The 6,843-nt window shown below is 40.7% G+C and carries 6 protein-coding genes; 2 read left to right on the top strand and 4 right to left on the bottom strand.

The annotated features are described in order from the left end of the window. The 4 genes from JWQ34_RS06205 to JWQ34_RS06190 all read right to left on the bottom strand — a co-directional run. A partial coding sequence (locus JWQ34_RS06205) for a 50S ribosomal protein L35 (RefSeq protein WP_299355522.1) occupies positions 1-76 on the bottom strand: 76 nt, incomplete at its 3' end. A 74-nt stretch (positions 77-150) separates the two neighbouring features. Continuing rightward, positions 151-717: a translation initiation factor IF-3 gene (infC, locus tag JWQ34_RS06200; RefSeq protein WP_299355516.1), complete on the bottom strand. Its 567-nt coding sequence runs from the start codon at positions 715-717 to the stop codon at positions 151-153. Between the two features lies 1 nt (position 718). Next, positions 719-2,644: a threonine--tRNA ligase gene (thrS, locus tag JWQ34_RS06195; protein WP_299355514.1), complete on the bottom strand. Its 1,926-nt coding sequence runs from the start codon at positions 2,642-2,644 to the stop codon at positions 719-721. Positions 2,645-2,776: 132 nt separating this feature from the next. Then, positions 2,777-3,004 carry a hypothetical protein gene (locus tag JWQ34_RS06190; protein ID WP_299355511.1) on the bottom strand — a complete coding sequence of 76 codons (228 nt, stop codon included), beginning with the start codon at positions 3,002-3,004 and terminating at the stop codon, positions 2,777-2,779. A gap of 111 nt (positions 3,005-3,115) precedes the next feature. On the opposite strand from JWQ34_RS06190, the gene JWQ34_RS06185 reads away from it, so the two are divergent. Both JWQ34_RS06185 and JWQ34_RS06180 read left to right on the top strand, forming a co-directional pair. Then, positions 3,116-5,389, top strand: a complete 2,274-nt coding sequence (locus JWQ34_RS06185; RefSeq protein ID WP_299355508.1) for a glycoside hydrolase family 2 protein — start codon at positions 3,116-3,118, stop codon at positions 5,387-5,389. 352 nt (positions 5,390-5,741) lie between these two features. Continuing rightward, positions 5,742-6,839 carry an aldose epimerase family protein gene (locus tag JWQ34_RS06180; RefSeq protein ID WP_299355505.1) on the top strand — a complete coding sequence of 366 codons (1,098 nt, stop codon included), beginning with the start codon at positions 5,742-5,744 and terminating at the stop codon, positions 6,837-6,839. The last annotated feature ends 4 nt before the right edge of the window (positions 6,840-6,843 follow it).

Genomic DNA, 6,843 nt, shown 5'->3' with positions numbered 1-6,843 from the left:
TCTTTCTTGCAATTTTACCGGTTCCAGTAAGCTTAAAACGCTTTTTTGCACTGGAATTGGTTTTCATTTTTGGCATATCCGTTATTTATTTGTGTTAGTTATTCACGTTATCTCAACGCTTTATCTTTATTGTGCACAAGCACACTATATTTATTTTTTTGCCCCTTTTGAAGCTACGGTTAAAAACATCCGCTTTCCTTCCAGTTTTGGCAGTTGCTCTACCTTACCTACTTCTTCTAAAGCTTGTGCAAAACGCAATAATAGTATTTCGCCTTGCTCTTTGTAAACAATTGCACGGCCTTTAAAGTGAACGTAAGCTCTTACTTTTTCGCCGGCTTCCAGGAATTTGGTGGCATGCTTTAATTTAAAGTCAAAGTCATGGTCATCTGTATTCGGCCCGAAGCGTATTTCTTTAATAACCGTTTGCTTGGCATTGCTTTTAATCTCTTTTAGCTTTTTCTTTTGCTCGTAAATGAACTTATTATAGTCCGTTACTTTACAAACAGGCGGAACCGCGTTTGGAGATATCTCTACCAAGTCAAGCTCCTGCTCTTCGGCAATTGCCAAAGCATCCCGTAAGGAAAAAATACCTTGTTCTACATTATCGCCTACTAAACGAACTTCTGTAGCCCTGATAAATTGATTAATGTTGTGTTCAGCTTCTTTTTTCTTGAAAGGAAGCCTTGGTCCTCTGTTGAAGGGTTTGTTTAATGCCAAGTTATACTGTTATTTCTTTAATTATTTGTTGTTTAAATTCTTCTATACTCATACTTCCCATATCGCCCTGACCATGTTTGCGAACTGAAACTACTTGTTCTGCAGCTTCTTTTTCGCCCACAATCAACATATATGGGATCTTTTTAACTTCAGCATCGCGTATTTTACGCCCGATCTTTTCATCCCTAAAGTCAATGAGCCCGCAAATATCGGAATTCTTTAACTCATCTGAAAGTTTTTTTGCATATTCTTCGTATTTTTCAGATATAGGCAAAATTATAAATTGTTCTGGCGATAACCAAAGCGGGAAATTACCGGCGCAATGCTCAATTAATACCGCCACAAAACGCTCTAACGAGCCAAACGGCGCACGATGGATCATTACCGGGCGATGCTTTTGGTTATCACTACCGGTATACTCCAGTTCAAAACGTTCGGGCAGGTTATAATCAACCTGGATGGTACCCAATTGCCATTTACGGCCAAGGGCATCTTTCACCATAAAATCCAACTTAGGGCCATAAAATGCAGCTTCGCCTAATTCAACTACAGTTTTTAAACCTTTTTCATCAGCAGCTTCTATAATAGCAGCTTCGGCAAGGGCCCAGTTTTCGTCAGAGCCTATGTATTTAGCTTTATTTTCAGGATCACGAAGCGAAACCTGCGCAGTATAATCGTCAAAGCCTAAAGCTTTAAATACGTACAGTACCAGGTCAATCACCTTCATAAACTCTTCCTTAACCTGGTCGGGGCGGCAAAATAAATGCGCGTCATCCTGGGTAAAGCCACGTACACGGGTTAAGCCATGGAGCTCGCCGCTTTGTTCGTAACGATAAACAGTACCAAATTCAGCTAATCTAACCGGAAGATCTTTATAAGAGCGTGGTTTGGTTTTATAGATCTCGCAATGGTGCGGGCAGTTCATTGGTTTTAAAAAGAACTCCTCTCCCTCTTGCGGTGTTTTTATTGGTTGAAATGAATCAGCACCGTATTTTTCATAGTGGCCTGATGTTATGTATAAATTTTTATGACCGATATGCGGTGTAATTACCTGCTCATAACCGGCTTTTTGCTGGGCCTTTTGTAAGAAGTTAACCAAACGCTCGCGCAAAGCAGTACCTTTTGGCAACCATAATGGTAAACCCATGCCTACTTTCTCAGAGAAAGCAAACAACTCCAATTCTTTACCCAACTTACGGTGATCGCGTTTTTTAGCTTCTTCCAGTAAATGCAGATAATCTGTTAACTCGCTTGCTTTAGGGAAAGTGACACCATATATACGGGTTAATTGTTTACGGCTTTCGTCACCACGCCAGTAAGCACCGGCAACACTCATTAGTTTAACAGCCTTTATAAAGCCGGTGTTTGGTATATGCGGGCCACGGCAAAGATCAGTAAAGTTACCTTGCGAGTAAAAAGTGATAGCGCCATCAGGCAGATCTTTTAACAGATCCAACTTGTACTCGTCATCCTTCTCGGTAAAGTAAGCTATAGCATCGGCTTTTGATACGGGTTTGCGAACAAACTCTTCTTTAGTCTTAGCCAGCTCGATTATTTTATCTTCAATTTGTTTAAATTCGTCTGATGAAAATTCGCGGTCGCCAAAGTCAACATCATAGTAAAAGCCGGTCTCGATAGCAGGGCCTATACCAAATTTGGTACCCGGATAAAGCGCTTCCAAAGCCTCGGCCATTAAGTGAGCTGATGAATGCCAGAAGGTAGCTTTAGCGGCAGTATCATTCCAGGTTAACAGTTTTACATGCGAATCTTTTTCAATTGCCCGGCTTGCATCCCATACCTGGCCATCAACTTCGGCGGCTAATACGTTACGGGCTAAGCCTTCGGAGATAGATAATGCTATCTGCATGGCAGTGATCCCTTTGTCATACTGACGAATGGACCCATCGGGTAGTGTAATATTAATCATCTACAACTATGATTTAAAGTTTATAAAATTACGTTTCATGATCACCTACGTGTGTGATCATTTATTTTGAGTTGCGAAAATACGATTATTTTAGAATAATTACAGGACAATAATGCGAGCATTATAAGTAATCTATTTCAACTTAGATTGATAATGATCTCTTACATGCTGGTTAATATAGGTGGTCAGCCCCTCTCCTTTTTTCGCCAGGATTTTCATTTCGGATATGGCTGCAATGCCGGCGCTTTTATTGGTGTAAACATATACCGACCCATCCCTGAATTGTATGTTGATGCTGTCTTTGCCTGTTTCATAGGCAATAACACCAGTATCGGGATTGTCTGTTTTATATTGTCGCATGTATTACTGTAGCAATAAAGTTGCCAAATACAACTGTGCAGAATAAACATTCTTAAAAACTTTAATTAGTTTTACCGCCTAAACCAAACCCAATACCAACCTACTTTACTTATGAATTTCAAGAAACTGCTTATCCTCCTGATTTGTGCTGGATTTTCAGCGGCAACGTTTGCACAAAGTTGGGAGCTTAAAACAGCTCCTTTAATGAGCAAGTTTGCCAAGGACGTAAACCCAGCTAATGTATTACCAGAATATCCGCGCCCGCAACTGGTGCGTAAAGAATGGCTAAACCTTAACGGACTATGGCAATACCAGCCCGGCGCTGCAGGTGATGTATTGCCAACAGGCAAACTGGATAAAACTATATTAGTACCTTTCCCTGTCGAATCAGCCTTGTCAGGTGTTAAAGAACATCATGATCGGGTATGGTATCGCCGTACATTTACTGTACCAAGTGGGTGGAAAGGCAAACAGGTACTCATTCACTTTGGTGCGGTTGATTTTGAATCAGAAGTATTTGTAAATGGGAAACGTATAGGTTTACACAAAGGCGGTTATGATCCGTTTACTTATAATATCACCAAGGCTTTAACTTTAACTGGCAAGCAAGAGCTTACCGTACGTGTTTGGGACCCTACAGATGAGGGTGGTTTCCCGCGGGGTAAACAAACTTTAAATCCGCAAGGGATAATGTACACCTCGGTTACCGGTATTTGGCAAACTGTTTGGCTGGAGCCCGTTGCACGTGTTAGTATAAGGGAGATTAAGATTGTTCCGGACGTTGATAATTCTGTAGTAAAACTAACTGTAAATACCTTTGGTAACGCAAGAGGGGCTACTATTACAGTAAAGGTAAAAGATGGTAACAACCTAGTAACTACCGAAACTATAAAACCTAATGTTGAAACCAATATCAACGTACCTAATGCCAAACTTTGGTCGCCTGATAGCCCGTTTCTGTATAATTTGGATATCGCCCTAAATAAAGACGATGCAAATACCGATGTTGTTAGCAGCTACTTTGGTATGCGTAAAATATCGGTTGAGGAAGATGGCGGTTATAAGAAGTTATACTTAAATAATAAGTTTCTATTCCAATTAGGCCCGTTAGATCAGGGGTTTTGGCCGGATGGCGGCTATACCGCCCCTACTGACGAAGCATTGAGGTACGACCTGGAAATGATCAAGAAGTTTGGCTATAACATGGTGCGTAAGCACATCAAATACGAGCCTTATCGCTGGTATTATTGGGCAGATAAACTGGGCATTATGGTTTGGCAGGATATGCCATCGCCAAACTCGTATACGGCGCATACACCTCCTGTTGATACGGTAGAGTTTAGGTCAGAGTTAACCCGTTTGATCAAAACCCATTGGAACTCGCCTTGTATTATTAATTGGGTAATATTTAATGAGGGTCAGGCGCAACATAACACGGCAGGTTTAGTTAACCTGGTACATAAACTTGATCCATCGCGCTTAATAAACCAGGCCAGCGGTGGTAACCACTTTGGCGTGGGCGATTTTTTAGATATACACAGCTACCCTCCGCCCGCAGTTCCGTTTAGCACTAAACAAGTATTGGCCTGCGGCGAGTATGGTGGTATTGGCTATATCATACCGGGCCATACGTGGAAGGTTGGCGATACCTACATCATGATCAATAATAAAAAAGAGTATACAGACCTGTATGATAAGTTTGCTAATGACCTAACTCTTTTTAAAACAAACATGGGTTTAAGTGCTGCTGTTTATACGGAAATAACTGATGTGGAGGTAGAGCTAAATGGCTTAATGACCTATGACCGTGAAGTTATTAAAGGGGGCATTGACAAGATATATACCTCAAACACCAAGGTTATTAACGATAACTTATACATCAAGGAGATGCTGCCTTCGTCACAAAAAGAAGCAAGAAACTGGAAATATACTACCGAACAACCTGTAAGCGACTGGTTTGAAACCGCGTTTAATGACAGCTCATGGAAAAGCGGATTAGCAGGCTTTGGTACGCGTGGCACTCCCGGTGGTAACATAAAAACTATCTGGAACACCAACAACATCTGGCTACGCCAGGAATTTACTTTAGGCGATTTATCTGCTGCCGAGAAAGATAAACTGGTATTATACATCCATCACGATGAGGATTGCGAGGTATATATCAACGGCGTTAAAGCAGCGGCTATTAGCGGATATTCATCTTCTTATACCATTGTACCAATCAATGCCGAAGGTAAAGCGGCTATAAAAGCTAATGGTAAAAACATTATAGCTATACACTGTAAGCAAACACAAGGTGGCCAGTACATTGATGCAGGGCTTTCTATATTAAGTAATATAAATTGTAATCAATTACGGATAAATGCAAAAAGCGGACAATGGTGAATTGTCCGCTTTTTGTTTTCAAAGTGATTCACAAAAAGTGAATCACTTTGAATCGCCTGAATCACTTTTTGATCGTAAAGTACTGTAAATAAGCATTTTGATAAAAGCGGATGAATCACCCTGAATCAGTACCAAAACTTGAGGTAGACATAATTAATTTACTGTACATCAGTAAATTATGTGGTTTTTATAAAATTAAAAAAATCTGAGTGAATCACTTTTCTGAATCACCTGAAATGAGAACGAAAGTTTTTACCTTTACTATGACTATATTAATAATCAAAACATCTAATAATAATCAAAACATCTAATGCGAAAATTACTTTTTTCTTCTGCCCTAATCTGTTCTTTTTTGATCGTAAATAACGCATTTGCTAAACCGATACCACATCGCGGCAACGCTGAAAAACCATCGATCAGTAAAATACTTTTTGGCGAAGTTGAAGGGCAACAGATATACCAGTACACGCTAAAAAACAGCAGCGGTATGCTGGCTAAGATAATTAACTATGGCGCTACTATTACCGATATTATAACACCCGACAAGAACGGTAAAATGGGCGATGTTGTACTTGGTTTTGATTCGTTAAAGCAATATCTGGGCCGTGATAACGCGTTATTAGGCGCGGTTGTTGGGCGCGTGGCTAATCGCATCAACAATAAAAGGTTTACGTTGGATGGTAAGGAATACATCCTCGCCTCTAATATCCATGGCGGCCCTCGCGGGTTTGACAAAAAAATATGGGCTATAGAAGAAGTGCCGGGCAATAAAGAGGTAGCTTTAAAACTGACCTATTTAAGCCGGGACGGCGAAAGCGGTTACCCCGGCAATTTAAATGTGACCATAATTTATACCCTCACTAATAACAACGAGTTTAAATTAACCTATTCGGCCACTACGGATCAACCAACCCCGGTTGTTTTAACCAACCATACTTATTTTAATATCGCAGGAACTACCGATAAAGTTGTAAATACAGAACTAACTATCCCTGCTGACCAGTACCTGGAAGCTGATAAAGATAATATGCCCAGTGGTAAACTGCTGGATGTAAAAGGCACTCCTTTCGACTTTACCCAACCCAAACTAATTGGCAAAGATATTACCGTTACTGATAACCAGTTAACCTGGGGCCGGGGTTATGACGTTACTTTTGCATTGCGTAATACCACCGGAAAACTGGCTCTGGCTGCAACAGCTTACGAGCCTACAAGCGGTCGGATACTGCAATGTTATACTACCGAGCCGGGGGTTGTTGTTTATACGGGTAATCACCTAAACGAAAAGATAATTGGCAGAGGCAAACCATTTACCCAATGGGGTGCGCTTTGCCTGGAGACAATGCATTTCCCCGATTCGCCTAATCACTCAAATTTCCCAAAAGTAATTTTAAGGCCGGGCGAAACTTTTAATTCGCAAACAGTATATAAGTTTTCAGTTCGTAAATAGCAGA

Origin of the sequence: Mucilaginibacter sp., from assembly GCF_028288185.1 — a bacterium.
Lineage (GTDB): Bacteria > Bacteroidota > Bacteroidia > Sphingobacteriales > Sphingobacteriaceae > Mucilaginibacter.
This window is presented reverse-complemented; position numbering and strand designations above follow the sequence as displayed.